Origin of the sequence: Bulleidia extructa W1219 (assembly GCF_000177375.1) — a bacterium.
GTDB classification, from domain to species: Bacteria; Bacillota_I; Bacilli_A; order Erysipelotrichales; family Erysipelotrichaceae; genus Bulleidia; species Bulleidia extructa.
On the sequence record NZ_ADFR01000009.1, the window covers coordinates 94,870 to 108,738 of the forward strand.

The 13,869-nt window shown below is 38.5% G+C and carries 18 protein-coding genes and 1 tRNA gene; 1 reads left to right on the plus strand and 18 read right to left on the minus strand.

Translation table 11 applies throughout. The features are described from left to right. Positions 1-124: 124 nt before the first annotated feature. Positions 125-205 (plus strand) — tRNA-Leu (locus HMPREF9013_RS04950). Positions 206-363: 158 nt separating this feature from the next. On the opposite strand, the gene HMPREF9013_RS04955 is transcribed toward HMPREF9013_RS04950, so the two are convergent. The 18 genes from HMPREF9013_RS04955 to HMPREF9013_RS05035 form a co-directional block, all read right to left on the minus strand. Then, positions 364-834 (minus strand): phage holin family protein, encoded by a 471-nt coding sequence (locus HMPREF9013_RS04955; protein WP_006627284.1) that lies wholly within the window; start codon positions 832-834, stop codon positions 364-366. Positions 835-846: 12 nt separating this feature from the next. Then, complete coding sequence (locus HMPREF9013_RS07635; RefSeq protein WP_006627285.1) at positions 847-1,854, minus strand: GH25 family lysozyme; 1,008 nt, start codon at positions 1,852-1,854, stop codon at positions 847-849. Positions 1,855-1,877: 23 nt separating this feature from the next. After that, a complete protein-coding gene (locus HMPREF9013_RS04965) occupies positions 1,878-2,510 on the minus strand; it encodes a hypothetical protein (protein WP_006627286.1) in 633 nt (210 codons plus the stop codon). A gap of 12 nt (positions 2,511-2,522) precedes the next feature. Then, positions 2,523-4,511: a DUF859 family phage minor structural protein gene (locus HMPREF9013_RS04970; RefSeq protein WP_006627287.1), complete on the minus strand. Its 1,989-nt coding sequence runs from the start codon at positions 4,509-4,511 to the stop codon at positions 2,523-2,525. A gap of 2 nt (positions 4,512-4,513) precedes the next feature. After that, on the minus strand, positions 4,514-6,028 hold the full coding sequence (locus HMPREF9013_RS04975; RefSeq protein WP_006627288.1) for a hypothetical protein: 1,515 nt from the start codon (positions 6,026-6,028) through the stop codon (positions 4,514-4,516). Between the two features lie 3 nt (positions 6,029-6,031). After that, a complete protein-coding gene (locus HMPREF9013_RS04980) occupies positions 6,032-6,406 on the minus strand; it encodes a hypothetical protein (RefSeq protein ID WP_040333574.1) in 375 nt (124 codons plus the stop codon). A gap of 3 nt (positions 6,407-6,409) precedes the next feature. Beyond that, positions 6,410-9,076 carry a phage tail protein gene (locus HMPREF9013_RS07230; RefSeq protein WP_050772084.1) on the minus strand — a complete coding sequence of 889 codons (2,667 nt, stop codon included), beginning with the start codon at positions 9,074-9,076 and terminating at the stop codon, positions 6,410-6,412. Between the two features lie 15 nt (positions 9,077-9,091). Further along, positions 9,092-9,415 (minus strand): Gp15 family bacteriophage protein, encoded by a 324-nt coding sequence (locus HMPREF9013_RS04990; RefSeq protein ID WP_050772085.1) that lies wholly within the window; start codon positions 9,413-9,415, stop codon positions 9,092-9,094. A 4-nt stretch (positions 9,416-9,419) separates the two neighbouring features. Then, on the minus strand, positions 9,420-9,767 hold the full coding sequence (locus HMPREF9013_RS04995; protein WP_006627292.1) for a hypothetical protein: 348 nt from the start codon (positions 9,765-9,767) through the stop codon (positions 9,420-9,422). A 30-nt stretch (positions 9,768-9,797) separates the two neighbouring features. After that, the gene (locus HMPREF9013_RS05000; protein WP_006627293.1) at positions 9,798-10,235 is read right to left on the minus strand and encodes a phage tail tube protein; all 438 of its coding nucleotides are present in this window, start codon (positions 10,233-10,235) and stop codon (positions 9,798-9,800) included. A 2-nt stretch (positions 10,236-10,237) separates the two neighbouring features. Further along, positions 10,238-10,630: a phage tail terminator protein gene (locus tag HMPREF9013_RS05005; protein ID WP_040333615.1), complete on the minus strand. Its 393-nt coding sequence runs from the start codon at positions 10,628-10,630 to the stop codon at positions 10,238-10,240. Positions 10,631-10,634: 4 nt separating this feature from the next. Beyond that, on the minus strand, positions 10,635-11,000 hold the full coding sequence (locus tag HMPREF9013_RS05010) for a hypothetical protein (RefSeq protein ID WP_006627295.1): 366 nt from the start codon (positions 10,998-11,000) through the stop codon (positions 10,635-10,637). Beyond that, entirely contained in the window at positions 10,993-11,334 is a 342-nt protein-coding gene (locus tag HMPREF9013_RS05015; RefSeq protein WP_006627296.1) for a hypothetical protein, read from the minus strand. The genes HMPREF9013_RS05010 and HMPREF9013_RS05015 overlap by 8 nt, the downstream gene beginning before the upstream one ends. Further along, positions 11,327-11,713, minus strand: a complete 387-nt coding sequence (locus HMPREF9013_RS05020) for a head-tail connector protein (RefSeq protein ID WP_040333576.1) — start codon at positions 11,711-11,713, stop codon at positions 11,327-11,329. Before HMPREF9013_RS05020 ends, HMPREF9013_RS05015 begins: the two co-directional genes overlap by 8 nt. Positions 11,714-11,723: 10 nt before the next feature. Beyond that, positions 11,724-11,864 carry a hypothetical protein gene (locus HMPREF9013_RS07480; protein WP_006627297.1) on the minus strand — a complete coding sequence of 47 codons (141 nt, stop codon included), beginning with the start codon at positions 11,862-11,864 and terminating at the stop codon, positions 11,724-11,726. Between the two features lie 16 nt (positions 11,865-11,880). Beyond that, positions 11,881-12,750 carry a hypothetical protein gene (locus HMPREF9013_RS05025; RefSeq protein ID WP_006627298.1) on the minus strand — a complete coding sequence of 290 codons (870 nt, stop codon included), beginning with the start codon at positions 12,748-12,750 and terminating at the stop codon, positions 11,881-11,883. A 12-nt stretch (positions 12,751-12,762) separates the two neighbouring features. Further along, a complete protein-coding gene (locus HMPREF9013_RS05030; protein WP_006627299.1) occupies positions 12,763-13,404 on the minus strand; it encodes a hypothetical protein in 642 nt (213 codons plus the stop codon). A gap of 83 nt (positions 13,405-13,487) precedes the next feature. Further along, entirely contained in the window at positions 13,488-13,688 is a 201-nt protein-coding gene (locus tag HMPREF9013_RS05035) for a hypothetical protein (RefSeq protein ID WP_006627300.1), read from the minus strand. Positions 13,689-13,869: the final 181 nt, after the last annotated feature.

Genomic DNA, 13,869 nt, shown 5'->3' on the forward strand with positions numbered 1-13,869 from the left:
TGCCCCTTTCTTTCTCATAAAAGCCTTATAATTTTAGTCGTATTTACCTTGAAATACAAGTGTCGCACTACTTTCCCATCTTTTTATTTTCAAAACAAAGAGAGCTTGCTATAATGATGGCACTGCACCGGTGGTGGAATGGTAGACACGTACGCTTGAGGGGCGTATGAGGTAACTCATGCAAGTTCGAGTCTTGTTCGGTGCATTTTAGCTTATTCTGAAAGTCCTTATTTTAAGGGCTTTTTATTATATTTTTTCTATTTTGGAGAACATTTTAGAGAACAAATCATTTTTCCCCTTTCCTTATTTTAATATAGAGCAATAAAAAATAGCCTACCCCCATGCGGAGTAGGCTTTACTATACTATTCTTTATTTTCTGAATTAATTTGAGGTTGTGCTTCTGCTTTCTGTTTTAAAGCATCTAAGGCTTTGGTTATAACGGCGGGCATTGGAAGTCCCATCAATCCGAAGTTTTCAATAATTGAAATTCCTTCGCTTGCGATAAAGCCGGTGACTACGGCGTTTCTAATAATTTCCATGCCGGTTACTTTTTCTAATTGAACAGCCATGTACACAATCACTAAAATGCCGCCTTTTCTAAACAACCCTTTTAAGGCTGCACGGCTTTCTAAAGTCCCAGTCTTTGATTTTGGTGAAGCTTTAAATACACCGGCAGTGATGAGCCCGGTAATGTAATCGATACTCATAAATGCAATTAAAGCCGTCAACATCACATCTCCACCGCCTAAAGCTGTGGCGATCGTTCCACAAACAATAGCGACAGCCCCAAAGGCTCTTTCACTCATTCCTAAAAAACTATCTATTTTATCCATTTTATTTTCCTCTTACTTTCTCAAATTCGATACTTTGATAGCACAAGTAACTGTGCCATTCACACCAATAACGGCTCTATCACCTCTTAATTCCATGACGGTGTAGCGATCGTAATACAAAGCAATTCTTGTGCCGTTGTAATCAACTGGATTGATGACCTTGACACTATCCCCAACCTTAATAGCAGATGAACTGCTAGAAGAGCTATTAAACATAGAATTTACTTTAGATTGAACTGCTTCATAGTTATATCCTGCTTTAGTCAATCTTTCCTTACGTTCCACACCGTTCCCCCATTTACCCGCGATCACTTCTGTTGCTAGTTCGCTGATGGACTTAGATGGTGGTTTTTGTGTTGAATCTTCTGTTTTAGCCCCTTTAGGATTAGCGTATTTATCCCAAGCCTCACTATCACCGTAAAATTTATTGACGTCTAAACGACCACTATATCCTTGAACGTAGGTAGTGGATGAATATTGACGAATAGCACAAGCGTATGCCCCTTCATTCCATGGATTCCCTTGATACCCGATGTGAGTATCTGTGTCGGCGTATTGTGCGATATGTAAGCCGCAGTTAAAGCGTTTTCCAACTTCCGCTACCTTCGCATAATCCTTGGCACCAGCATAAATCATAGGTGGTACGCCGGTTAGTTCAATAAACCGTTCAACCCACGCCGACAGATAGCTATAATCACCAAACACTGAATTGTCGTCATTTTCCCAGTCAACCATAGGGATCCCTTTATGAAGATATCCTTTTGTGTTATTCACGAAGAATTCAGCCTCTTCTTTTGCCGACTTGCGACCTCTAATATAGTGCATATAGCCCATCTTTTTCCCTCGTGCTAAACACTTTTGAATCATGCCATCAGCACCCGGCCAGACTGAATTAATAATCCCATTGACTGTTAATTCTCCACCACCCCATGTGCATTGAACAATTAAAAAATCATAATCCACTACACTTGGGTTAAAATCCGACTTCCAATTACTAATATCAATACCTCTTAAACTCATAATTCTTTTCCTCTCTTTCTTTCTTATTCTTCCCACTTACCAATTAGTTCCCAGTTCTTAGGATCGCTAAATGGTGAACCGTCGTTACCGGATTTATTAATTCTTCGATAGACTTTATCGCCGAAAAGCACGTAATCACCTATCGCATAAGTTTTATCTGCTTCATAAAAGGCGGGCTTTTCTTTTGGTAGGTTCGGGTTCTTTGGCTTATCCGGCTTGTTTTTAACTAATTCCCAGTACTCGCCTAAAAGTTGTGGTAAGGCTTGATAATCCTTTTTGTGCACTTTTTTGCAACGATACAAAATACCGTATTGACTTCTTAGATCGCCAACTTGGTAGGTATATCCGTCTTTATCGTCTCTGTAATTTGGATAGAAAGCCGAATACTTTTGTTTGGTGTCATCATCAGCCTTTTTCAAAGTATCCTGTACCAAAGGTTTAGCTTTTTCAATTTGAGTCTTTAAGATTTGTTCCTCAGTAGCTTCAAATAGCACCAACTTTAGCACGTACTTTTCTTCTTCTTTTGAAATTTCAAGACGATCCAAGTACTGATAGCCTAAGTCAGTTTCAATGACCGTCTTTGGCTTTAATTCGTCCAAGACTTCTTTGAAATCTGACAAGGAATCACGTTTAATTAATTTATTTTTGATTTTCATTCTTCCTCTTTTCTAAATTTTTACAAATAAACAATACAAACGAACATAACTATCCGGACACACCCAATTATCATTGTAGTTGTGAGCAATAACCGAAACTTTATTCCCGCTAAATTTCTCAATGGTACAGGCTATATCCCTATGTTTTGTTGCTTGTGCAAAAAGTGGAGCCAGTAAAACATAACCCGTAGGAGATAAGATATCAAAGTTCTGTCTAATTCCAGTCGCTTTATCAATTTGACCACCATCTGAACTCTCAAAACTTTGGATGATAAAGCTATCTGCATTTAGCAGTCGTTTACCACCAGCCGAACACCCCTTTTTAACCATTAAGTAGTCGTTGATTTGAACCGTTCTTTTCCCTAGCCACATCACGGGGATAGAGCTCGGAAAATCTATTCTTTGTGACACTTCCATGAAATCATCTTTAAAATCAACGATAAAGGTATAGTTGTTTTCATAAAGGGTATTTTCAAGCTCCATTTCAAAACTAAAATCAACGGACGATGGATCATATATAAATTTTGGTTGTTTTTTAATGACAGCGTTATCCTCTTCAGTGGCGTTATCCCGATAAGCTCTAACTTCGATATTTAATTGATTATTAAGCTGATTGAATATTGTTCCTGTAGCTTTTAAGGTTCCACCATTAGCTGTGGGAACTTTTCTAGATATGCTTAATTCTGGCTTTATATCAGCGTATACATAGCTTGCTTCCTCTACTAATACCTCCGTCATCAGCCCGCGACTATCTGTAATAGAGAACAAATAAGATCCATTTAGTATAGATTTGCTTTCGCCCTCATAAGTATCTCCAATGGTTTTACTTAAAGTAGCGATATTGCTGCCATTTTGCTTAACACTAACACTTCGTATTGAAGCCCCTAATTTGGCTATAGCCTTTATACTCAATCGCTTTTTAGATTGTCCTATAAGCGTTATGCCGTGTCCTTTAACAAGAACCCTTTCATTAAGCTCAATAACATTAGGATTGATTCCATCAGCCTTTGCATTTTCAGGAACTGTCACAGTTCCATAATCATGCCTGGTATTGCCGATTTTCAAGCCATCGTAGTAAGTGTCTATGTACACATACCATCTATGACTTAAAGCGGTAGGAAATTTTTCTGCCCACTCCAGTGGAATTTGAAAAGATAGATCAGTGCTACTTGGATTATCCCAAGCCATGATTTCCTCTGTTGACCCTTCTTCTTTTACATAGATTCTATCTGTCAAAAAGTCAAACCTTGGGCTTCTAATAACACTTAGATTAAACTTTTCTCCGACTGGGGCTCCTGTACTCTGAACTGTTCTAGTTGGCGGATTAAAAACCGTAAAGAAATCGCTAGTAGTAGAACCAATCTTCGTATCTCCACTATAGGTATCAGCGTACACATAAGCTTTTTCGCTTTCTTTATATGGAAATTCCTTTATCCACTCTAGGGGAACTTGGAAAGAAAAATCTGTCGCACTCGACTTTGTTCCTAAAACTAAAGTTTTAGATCCATACTTAACCAAAACAGTCGTCGTGAAGCCACTATACTTTTTAGTTACTAAAATGACGGCTTTCGATTTTCCGTCAATATAATCTCCAAATTGAGAGGTTATTGTGCTTTCTCTTGGGATCTGTGGAAACTCCAAAACCCCGGTCATAACACCCGTACTTAGTGGACTAAAGCCATGAGCTGTAACTTTAACATCTACTTTTTTTGTAGCATCTCCCTCTGAGTTGTGTTTGATTGTTAATTGTTGTACCGCCCATACTTTCACGCTAGAATTGATAGAAACATAGCCTAATTCCCTATTAATGTCTCCGCTAACAACCACACCGCTGGATGATCCACTACCACTAAGAGCTTTAGCTGTTAGTCTAAGCTCATAGGAAGAGGAGTTATCAAACTTATTTTGACTAAGCAAGCGGGCTTCAACTGCCCATTCAATATTGGAACTACTGCCAGCTTTTGCTGTTGTTAATGTTTTCCAAGTTGTACTTATCAACATATCTACTTACCTTCATTTCTAGTTAAAAACGTGCCTGTACCGACGATTCTGTTGTTCTCATTAACTCCGCCTACGGAATCATCGTCCCATTCAAGGCCATAAAAAGCTTCAAAGCGGTGTGAACCGTAGGTAACATACTTACCAAAATAGGTCTCATGTCCGTTAATTCGAACCGCATCTGTTCCATCTTCTCTAGTAAAGCGAAGCTCGTCGTCATTCAAAAGGGCTTCCTTTTTAGTCTCTTGACCGTTGATTTTTCGCTTAACGTGAATACCTTTTTCATCAAAATTCTTTTGAATTTCAGATATTGCGCCATCATACTCTTTTTTAGAAACAGTTTGGTTGAATTTTTCAGCCGTTTGACCCTGAAAAGTCTTAAGTTCAGTTCTAGTATCTTCAGTTTCACCCGCCAGTTTTGAAACCTTGGATTCGATGGCTCCACTAGATACTTTCAACTCAGCTATACGGCCTTTTGAATTTTCTAAATCTTTGGATATGATAGACAATTTATTTTCAGTTTGATCGGCAAGTACTTGCAGTCTTTTAATCCGCACCCTATCCGATACTTTAGTTACCACTGTATCTGTATTTTTAAGAGCTACTTCACCGTCTAACTCAAAGGCGGATTCTTGGCCGGCATAATCTCGTTTAATACTTAAAACAATGCACTTAAGACCGTCATAGGTAACTGTATCGCCAAGCCATACGCCATCTTTACCTAATGTTTTTAGACCTGATAAGCCATAAAAGGATTGCCCATTATATAGGGCTAGTATTGAGTCTGTATAAGCTTGGTTGTTGCAATATGAATTACTTTGGTCAATGTATAGGGTTTTGCCTGTGTCGTTGCCTGAAACTATCAAATTGACGCCGTCGTCATATGCCACTCTTGATATCGTAATTAGATCTGTCTTATCAAAGTCGGAAGCGTATTCGATGTCGTGATTAGCAGTTAAAAGGCTTCTAAAAACAATTCTGTTAGCCCGATCTATAAGAGCGTTTTTGCCATCCAATTCAGCTATCCATCCAATGTAGTTTCGCATAATAATCGTGGTATCTATCCATTCAGCTTTTGAGTTCAAGACTAATTGCGACAAGTTAGATTTATCTATACTAATTCCCGATAAGTTTTCCATTTCATCTAGCTGTTGTGAAATGGTTGGATATTCGCCATTCTTATAGCTAAAAGCACTTTTATATGGCTGATTAAATTTAATCATTTTGTCATATAAAGTAAGAGATATCTTGCTAGTGTACTTTTCTGGCGCTTCTTGAACTAAAAACTCTTGAGCAGGGATGTCTGAACCGTCAATCTGATTAGTGTCAATATAGAAAGTGCCTTCAGCACACCCCGTTAAAGTTCCATCAACGTTATTCAAATCGATATCCAGCATAAGGCTTGGCGTGTTCCCTAAAAGTCGGTTTTCTTGAAAGCTATATGAAGACTTAAAAGATACAACTAAGGATGTAATATCTTCAGCTGTATCTGTTCCTTTTTTTATGTAATAAATTCTCATGTGTTAGCACTCCGTAAAATCGATGGAAAAGCCTTTAGCATAGACACCTCTTCCAATTGAAATTAGCTGAAATTTCTTTTTTGAACAGTACATCTTATACGTTTTTCTTTTTGACGTTTTAATATCTACCGTCTCTACATTAAAATCTTTTGACTCAACCATTTTCATGATTTTAGAAATTGTATCTAACTCATCCAGTGTATATGTTAAAGATATCTTAAGTACATCTTCTCTAATCCGGACTCTATGGAGCACCCCTCGTTTAATATCGCGTAAAGATTTATCACTATCTAAGTCTTCGTAGCTAAAAGAAAAGTTTGTAGGTGTAGGGAGTAGTGCTCCATTCACTTTAATTTTAATATCTTCATATGTAATCACTTATTATCCCCCTTTTGCTAAGTCTAGTTGCTTGTTTCTTTGATCTATAAGCTTAAGCAGTTTATCTCGATCTATCTCAATTCCTAAGTTTTGAAGCGTATCAAGTATTTCGTACATAAGCTGAATGATTACATCAGTTCCAGTAGCTGTACCTTGACTCGCCATCAAAGCGTCATCAACAGCACGCTTGGTTTGTTGATAAATCTTACTTTCAGGAGAAACGATCTCCCCTTCATGTCTATTATCACCAATCAGTGCTAATTGAGGGGCATTGGCACCAACATACCCACCGTTTGCTAACATTGGAATTTTCGGAACATTAACTCTAAACTGTTTACCGCCCATAAAAGGTACCCAATCCGGTACGGTGAAGCCTACACCGTTGATTCGATTAATTGCACCATTCACTAATCCTATCACGGCGTTAAGTGGTGCCTTGACTAGTCCTCCTATCGTTTGGAAGATACCACCAAAGGCTTTTACAATTCCATTCCAAGCTTGTTTCCAATTTCCTGAAAATATCCCAGTTATAAACTGAATAATTCCACTAAAGACTTGCTTAATTCCAGCCCACGCTTGCTTAATACCACTGAACCATCCGACTATTACCCCGTTCACAACATCAAATACGGCTGTAAATTTAATACCGAAAGTCCGTTCTAAGAAACTCAATAGCGTGTAGAAGATTCTTTGAATCCCCGACATTGCTTTATCAACATTCAAAGTAAAGACTCCTACCAAGAAATCCGACAAACCCTTAAACAATTCTGTAGCATTGTAGATAAGCTCATCTATAAAGTTACCAAACACTTTGAAAGCTTCCATAAAGGCACCTTTCATGAAATCGGCTAATGGAGATAAAAGGTTAATCCAAATCCAGTTGATTGCCTTGAAAATCGTATCGATGACTGGCTTCCATTCATCCCAAATATCAATGACCGTCTTAAGTGCTATTCCTAATACGGTTACTAAAAATTTAGCAATAGGTGTAAGCGCGCTAATCCATAACTGCATAAGTATACTAAATACAACTTCAACACTTTTGACAAAGGTTTGAGCTATGAAAGTTCCCAACGGTACTAGCACCGTATTAAATATATCCATCAGAAAAGCGCCTAGTGGCTGTAAAACATTAGTCCACAAACTATTCAAAATCCCGGAAATACTGTCTAATGCAGTTTGAACTAAATTTCTAAAACTATCGCTCGTTTGATATAGGTATATCAATGCTGCAGTTATCACAGCAATGGCTAAACTTATAGCTATTATCGGTCCTAAAGAAGTCCCAAAAACAGCACTAAAGGCTTTCATAACTCCACCACCATTTAAAATAGTGCCAAAGAAGGTTTTAAAGCATAAACCTAGAAACTGTATTTTATAAATCATACCTTTGAAAGCAGTTTTAATAGCTCCCCAATTTTTTAGTAGTTCATAAGCTGTAAAGCCGGCAAACATACCACCCAAAAGCGAAGTGATCGTCACTTTATTTTTACCTAAAAAATTAGTTATTTTATCAAAAGTCCCTTTAACCCTGTTATAGATTTCATCAACTCCGCTTAAATCGGCTGAACCTTTTGGAACATTCATATTTCCAAAATCAGCCCCGCCAGCACCAACCCCTTTTGATCCTTTGCTAGACGAGTCATCGGTACTACTAATCACGTTCAAATCATCAAAACCAGCTAAAAAACCTTTTGCTTTTTTCAGATTATCGGCTACTTTACCCGCATTTTTACCAGCTTTGCCTAATCCTGATGTTAAGCCACCAGTAGACTTTCCAGCTTTTTTCAAATTGTTAGCCATTGATCCAGTTGCATCCGAAGCACCTTTTTTGCCACTAATTAACCTAGTAAAAGCGACAAAATAATTAGCCAGCGTTTGTAGCTTAGCTAAAACGCTATTTATGATAGCTATAATGGGTGTGAATACATTTATCAATCCTTGCCCAATAGTAGCTTTTAATTCCTCGAACCGAAGAGATAGCACCCTTGTACTGTTCGCCCAGCCATCAGATGTTCTAGCAAAGTCGCCACTAGCATTAGCTAAAGCATTCTGCACGAAGGCTAAGCGTAAAGCAACCTTTTCTTGCTCTGACATCTTATCAGTGGTTTTACCAAAACCGTGAGCCATTGCGTATTCATCAAGTGCCGCTTGAGTCATGACTACACCCAAACTCTTTAGTGATTCTGTCTCACCTGTAAACACCGATTTCAGTTTGGTAAAAGCTTCATCGTTGGATAGGTTATAAAACGAAGCTACATCACCAGTTAAATTAGTGATAGCTTTTGCCATCCCAAAAGAAGCTTTTTCACTATAACCAAAAGCTTGAGCCATAGAACCGAGTTGACCCATATACTCTTTAGCTACCTTTTGTGACATGCCAATACTGGTTATTGCATTTTGTGCAAATTCATTCACTTGTTTTGACATGGTCGGAAAGGTAACATCAACTACGTTCTGTACTTCAGCAAGGTCAGAGCCCAATTGAATACATTGTGATCCGAATTTCACTAAAGCCCCTAAAGCTAAGACCTTACCGATAGTAGCACCTATAGAACTGAATTTGTTTGTGAGAATACTTTCAGCTTTATTTGCAACTTTTGCTGAATCTTTTACGAGGTTTTCATTAAGTTTAACACCCAGCTCTACTGAGCCTACTTCCATTCCCATTTTCACCTCTCATTTCTAAGAAGCTAATGCTTTCATAGCTTCTTCTAGAGCTTTCATAGATTGCATATAGGTTGCTTCATTGATAGGCTTCTTAACTTGTCTTGCCTGCCACTCAGCACGTATCCTTCTATCGCTTGCAGACATGTTTTTGATGCGTTCTTTATCCGTAGTGGATCTAACATCAACTACATGCCCTAATGGCGTATCACCATTCAATCCAGTAAGTAGAGTACAGAACTCTCCCCACTGCATTTCAGGCTCATATCTTAAACGGATTCCGTATTGCTGAGTAACTGAAGCATCGATTAAATCCCAATCCTCAAACAAGTCATAGTACATTTCATTATTCTGTGGAGCTACGAAACGTTTTATTCATGTCCTCATAAGATTTATCCATCATTAATGCCATCATTCCGATAAATAAAGATTGATACGCTGTAATAGATAGATCCATGGCTTCAATTTCTTTAAACGCTTTTTCGCCTAGGCCTAACTTTATTGCTTTATCAATAGCATGAGCAGAAGCACTTCCACCATCTAACAATTCATTCATTTTTAATACTGTATTTTTACGATCATCGACCTTATAAGTCTTTCCTTCTGCAACTTGTAAGAATTTAGGTTCGTTAACAAGTTTAGAACTAATATCAATAATTTTTCCCATATGTAAATTTAAAAGGGCAGCCCACATGACCGCCCATACCCTTTCTATTTTTTTGTTTTAAATTGCTGGCGTATAGGTTGGTTTACCGTCACAGTTAACTGTGAACTCTAAGGATCCAACATTTGTGGAATCGCCACCTTCAGCAGATGTCACATCCACTATAGCTTTAAACGCTAATTTGGCACCACTAACCATCGTCCATTCGAAGGGAATAGTTACATCTGCGCCTGTCTTATAAGCAAGGCCGGCAATGAAGTCATTACCTTCATCACCAACGTTTCTCTTCCCTTTAAATTCAATTTTTAAAGACTTTGCGGTCATTAAACCACGTTGCCAGCCCTCTGTGTCCATTGGTGTCCATGTTTCAATTCCATTAGAAAAAGACACAGAAAAAGATTCAAGGTCTGCAACCTTTACTTTTTTAGGTGTTCCTTTCGAGCCAATATCAAACATGAATTGATTGTTAAAGACCGGAAATACTCCTGTATATTCCATATTTATTCCTTCCTTTCATAATAAATTTCAATTTCAATGACTGATTCATAAATTCCTTTATCATCCGTTCCGACGTCTTGCGGTTCCGGAACTAGCATGTTAATAAACTGCACTTTCCAATCACCTATAGTTGGATGTTTTGCATTCATGATTGTTTCAAACAGATCATTGGCAGCACTATCCGTTTCCTTAGCGTTGTTGTTCCAGTGAATCAATAGTGATGCACGTTTAATGTTGTAAGAAGACTTATTGCCTAATGCCGTTATCGGACTACCAGAAGTTGACAACTGGTAAACACCTATCGCCTTATCAGGCTTTTGATCCAACTTACCGATGTAATAATGGCTAAAAATATTGAATGTTTTTAACCAGTCTCTAACTTCGTAAAGTCTCATTGTTTTAGACATCCGAACACTCCTTTATAAACGCTTCAAAGCGTCGTTTTACCCATCCGGCGTATTTACCTTTAGAGGTCCACGGCTCAAACCACTTACCACCTGCATTGGGGTTATTTTTTTTCTGGAAATTGTATTCCGGATGATAGTATAGTCGTCTCGCATAAGGAGTTGATGACACTATATAGGCCTTATTAGGGTCTCGCTTATCATCAATAAAAGTGGATTCCTGAAGCGTACTTTTATCAAAAGGTATCATCTGCTTATCTATCACATCAGTTTTGATAGCTTCCGCGGTTAAACCAATCGCTTTTTGAAACCCTCTTTTTAAGATAGCTATGTTCCTATAATTGATTGTTACTTTACCCAAGATCCACCTCACAGTAATTCACGCTACCATCAGGGTTACGTGCCTTCTTCCCAGAAACGATGGTCCTCTTCTCTCCGAAGATAACCGCCTCGCCTGTGCCAATTTCAAGCACGCTAGGGGCTACATCTCCGTTAAATAGGCAAATACCCGTCAATTGCACAAACGTCTCTTTATCGGTACGTACGCGCTTTGCAGAGCCTTGATAATTGCACAAGGCATCCAACTCTAAAGCTTTGACCGGTGCTCCGTCTTCATCAATTCCTTCTTGATGGAATACCAGATGAATTGGTGTTTTACAGAATTGTGGCAATACCAAGGAAGGCCAGTTACCCATAATAACCAAAACCTCTATAGCAAAGCCCAGTTCTAAGTAATACCTGATACAACTCTCTATGCATCGCAATTCCATCTTCCACGTGTAGATTCCACGCCTGTCCAAACTGCATAACTACACCGTTGATAGCGTAACTGTTCAAGTACGTTTCTAACATGCTTTCGTTTTGATAAAGGAATTCTGCTTGTCGACATATCACCTCTTGGATGGAAGACTTACGAAAAGGAGACAGGTTGTCAAAGCCCATCCCCTCAATCTGTCCTCTACAGATCGTATTAACCTGTCTGGAAGCGATCGATAAGTATCTATCGGCATTATCATCAGTCAAGATAATACCGTTATAGGTGCCCTTGTAATACGCTTTATCGACGTATTGCATTTACATCACCTCATTTCTTGTTACTATTTTTACCTGTTTCTTCGATTTCAGGCTGAATCTCCGGTTCAACAATTGGCTCAATAGGCTCAACTTGTTCAACCGCTTCTGTATCCACTTCTTTAACGAAGATTTTTCCTACTGTTTCTGCCATAATCTGTACCTCCTTGTTATGCAGCATGGTGGCAATATACACCAGCAAGCTTGTTTTCATACACATCAACTAAGCCATATTTGCGGTATCCGAAGATGTAACCGTCTGCCGTTTGGTTTTGTTCAGGTGTAACAATCTTTGGTGCAATGTGCTTGTTGTACTTTAAGATTGCAGACTTTTCAACAATCATGAAGTTGATTTCCTTACCGGCTGTGTTCTTTCTGAAACCACCCGCTTCTTCTCCACCAGTCTTCCCATCAAGTAAATCAATTGTTGTGTAGAAACGAGCTTGTGGAACTTCTACAACCTTTGAGAACTTGTTTAGAACAGCCTTAGACTTTGTTGTGTCTAGATCATCAATCAAGCCCTTTAATGTAGGCGTGATGTAAAGGATACGGCTTTCTGTTGGAACCTGGTCTTCATCCATCTTTGTAGATGCTGTACGTAACGCCTTAACCACAGCTTCACCAGTAGCTAATGCACCAGTTGCACTTGAAACGCCTGTCTTACCTGCTAACTTGGCAAAAGTAAATGCATCTCCTTCAGGAGCTACCCTTGTACGTGTGAACTCTCCCATAATCTTTGGAGCAATCACATTCATTGTTTCTTCTTCATCCATGTTGTCTACATTGAATGCACGACCACGCTCATAGTTGAACTTAACAGTTTCATACTTGAACTTAACATTGCCCTTTGTATAGCCTTCGTTACGGTCATACTTTCCTAAACCATCCATCTCTAACTTAGGAATAACGATTTCATTCGCATTTGCTCCTTCTTTAGCTAGTTCTGGATCAGATTCTAGATCGGCTGTTAATGATGCGAGTGCATAAACCTGATCTAAGAGTGGTACATACTTCTTTGCATATTCGATTGTATTTGGCATTTAATATTCCTCCTATTTTTTAACACCAAAATTTTTGGCAAGGACATCATCCAGTGATGCCTTTGAATTGGAGCCATCTGCTCCGATTTTTGTGAAACCCTGTACTGTCGCTCCTACCTGTGCTTTGAAATCAGGGAATGCCTTCACAACTTCTTCGATAGCAGCTTTAACACTGTCTTCAACAATTTCCCCTTTATCGTTTAACAACTTGGAACGATCAATAAGTTTTGCTAAGAAAGGTAATTTTTCAGCGCTAACACCTTCAGCAAATTCTGAAATCTTCTTATCGATTTCGATATTTTGAATCTGCAGCTTTAAGCGCTTATTTTCTGCAAGCATATCTGCTTGTTCCTTTTCTTTAGACTGCTTGTCTGCTTCTTTCTTATCTTTGAACTCTTTGATTGCCTTATCCATTTCAATAGCAGATACTCCTTGCTCTTTTAGATATCCTTTCAAGGCAGCATATTGAGCTTGTGATCCACGTTTGTCTAAAACATCAGCAATCTTGTCGTAGTCGATAGAAACGCTTGAATTTGCCCCTTGCGCGCTAGGTGAAGCACCATTGTTGTTATTTCCATCTCCTGTGTTTGGTTGTGCTCCATCATCAGCAAAATACTGAATCTGAAGCGGATACTTTAAAAAAACTTGTTCCATAGTTTCCTCCTGTTTTTGGGTGTCTCCCATAAAAAAACACGCACCTTTTTTAATGGCTTGTCGTGATTGGCCATAAAAAACAATTACCTAAACCATCCGCCAGTAGTTGCTTTAACTTCTGTATTTGTTTCATTAGTGGCTGGTGAACTTTCCTCTAGTTTATTAGCCACACCGAATGCAATTAAAGTATTTGCCCGTTCTTCATCACATTCAATTTCTTTTCCGGCTTCAATGGTTTCATCTAGCAACCTATCAAAGTAGGATTGAATACATTCGACTTTCATTCCCTTTCTCCTTTCATTAACTAAAAAAGCACTCTTAACAGGGTGCTTGACTAATAGACACAAAGTGATATATTGATGGCGAAGAAGCTAATCGCCGTACACTTAACGCGTTGCGTTCGTACAGAGGGTTAGCTTTTTTTATACACTTTTACAACGCAATTATAGTTTTTACAAAATTTGT